The organism is Mycoplasma wenyonii (assembly GCF_003265155.1).
GTDB lineage: Bacteria > Bacillota_I > Bacilli_A > Mycoplasmatales > Mycoplasmoidaceae > Eperythrozoon_A > Eperythrozoon_A wenyonii_C.
The window spans coordinates 1-2,404 of sequence record NZ_QKVO01000028.1 but is presented as its reverse complement, the minus strand read 5'-3'; the positions used below and the strand labels follow the sequence as shown (position 1 = coordinate 2,404).

Below are 2,404 nucleotides of genomic sequence, written 5' to 3'. Positions count from 1 at the left end.
CAACAATGAAAAGGAAGAGTAAATAAAAAAACTCAGTCTATAGAAAATAAATCTCTTTCAGCACAACAAAGAAAAAATCTAAAGACGTTTTATGAGCTTTTTGAAGAGCTAACCAAAGAAAAACATACTATTTTCGGAGAACTACAAAGAGTTGATAATTTTAATGTCGCTTTAACTCAAGAGGAATCTAATTCACCTAAGAAACCAGAGATCTTCAATCAATAAAGAAAGCCCTAAGACTACTTTGATGAGATCGCTCTAATCTACGATTACAAAAACACTTTACTACTAGGACCAGCAGCGGAAGACCTGCAAAAACAGTTGATGATTGGGGTAAATGAGATACAAACCATCCCTTCTTTCATTTCTATGATTCGAAAGAACAATTTAATCAAGCTCTTGGTTCATTAAATGAAAATCATGAAACAGTCCATCAATTTTAAAAACAACTCCGAAGCTCTCAAGATGAATTTGGACACATAAACCCTTGAACACAAGGACATTTTGAGGCACAAGGAAGACGATTATAAGAGCTTTCTTCAAATGTTTCTGTTGATATTGAAAATCATCTTGCCTCTAAATTATTGGAATGAATAAGACAGTTAGAAAGCTAATACTCAATAAATAGCTAGTAATAATTTAGGGCTTAAAAACCTAGGTATTTATTTGTTGAACAGGAACAGTTCAATTTCCTCTTTCACTTAATCAAGTCTTTCCACCTTGTTTCAGAATATATTCCTCTACTTGTTTCTTATAGTAATTCTCTTGTCCATCAACTCCAAGTATTAAGTCATATTTAGGAGTCACCATCCCCTCCCTTTCTACAGTCGTTCCTACACTTCTAAGTGGTTGAACTCAAGTAGAATTTCTTCCGCCAACGGAAACCACTCCAAAGGCATTTCCTTCTCCATCAACATATATGCCTCCTGATCCCCCTCCCTTTACTGGATTATGTTCAAGGCGATAAAGATGTCCAAAAAAGTTATATTTGTCGCCTTGTCATAAGAATGCGGATTCATCAGTTCGAATATTGTCAGCTTTAGTGTATCCACCCATAGTAGAAGCTAAAGTTTTCTGTTCATCTCAATTTTTGGTATAAGTTCATTTATCTTTTGCCCCTCAACCATAGCCCAAGTTATAGTAATTCTTATTTTCCCTTTGTAACGCTTTTCAAAGCTGTTCTCCATCTTCTGTTTTGTATTTTTTCTCTATAGGTTCACTGAATACATTAATTACATCTCTAGAACCATTTTTATATTTCGGATTAGTTGCAAAGTTATTTGTAGCTCTCTTCGCGGCGTCTTCACTAGTAAATGTAATTTCTAGTACTGCAAAGTCACTAAAGTATTTTCTTCTACCAATTCCTTTGTCTAAGAAATTAAATGCGGAGAAAAATAATTTCGGCTCCTCCATTTCTCCCAAGGAAACTGCTCCAACATCTGCCTTTCTATTTGGCCCATTACCTTGTTGCGAAAGATTTAAGTCAATATGTCCTGCTCAATTTACTGCTCAACAGGTATCCATTATTTCTCTCTCATGTTTCTTCATTTCTTCATATCTTTGCTTTTTCTTCCCATTTTCTCTTAAATGTTGAGTTCATGTATGAGATTTAGGCAAAAGTTGGCTATAGGGATTATCTGAAAAGGCGAGCCCCTGAATTACATGTGCCGCTGTGGCGATATACCACTTTGTAGGGTATTTGTCTTTTTCAGGAATTTGATAGTCTAGTATTCATCCAGTTCCATAAGTACAAGGCATATGAATCTTGAATGAGTAATCATTTAGTATTTCATATATTCTTTTAGCCTCCTCTCTATTCTTTTTTTGTATCTCTGGGGTATATTTACGACCTCAATAATAGAATGTTTTGTCTGGAGTCATTTGAGACTCGCTATCTGTAAATCTTTCTCCCTCTGAAGCTACTGTATAAGTTGAAGAGCTAAAAGGCTCTTCCGCAATAACGTGTTTTATTTCTTGAGCCTCAGAGAAATTTTGATTAGTGTCTTTGTATTCTTCTTCCGCTACTGGAAAACTATCTGAAAAATTATTAGATTGAGAAAGAGAAGTTATTCCTGACTCGGGGGGGGTAACGATACTTTCTCCAGTTACTAACTTTTTAAGTCCAACAATAGATCCAATTATTGTTGAAAGTAAAACAGCTCCACCTTTTCAGGTAATAGTGGCCATAATTTCTATTTAACTATTGTCCTATGAATTTTAAGTTTGTTTTTTGGGTCTGTAAATAAGCTATTAAGTTTTTGATATTAAAAAGATCAAATTATCATTTTTTATTTTTTTCAACAATTTAAATTACCTGTAAGTTTAGAATTAACAACTTCCTAGATTAATGGGTAGGAAAGTTAAGTTAGTTGAATTAGGTGAGATTGTTAAAGAGGCTTATACT

At 34.0% G+C, this 2,404-nt stretch carries 2 protein-coding genes; one reads left to right on the top strand and one right to left on the bottom strand.

The genetic code is table 4. The features are described from left to right. Positions 1-225 (top strand): hypothetical protein (locus DNK47_RS03560; protein ID WP_181454174.1); only part of this gene is annotated, 225 nt, incomplete at its 5' end. A 429-nt stretch (positions 226-654) separates the two neighbouring features. On the opposite strand, the gene DNK47_RS03315 is transcribed toward DNK47_RS03560, so the two are convergent. After that, positions 655-2,187 carry a DUF31 family putative serine protease gene (locus DNK47_RS03315; protein WP_112665933.1) on the bottom strand — a complete coding sequence of 511 codons (1,533 nt, stop codon included), beginning with the start codon at positions 2,185-2,187 and terminating at the stop codon, positions 655-657. Between the last annotated feature and the right edge of the window lie 217 nt (positions 2,188-2,404).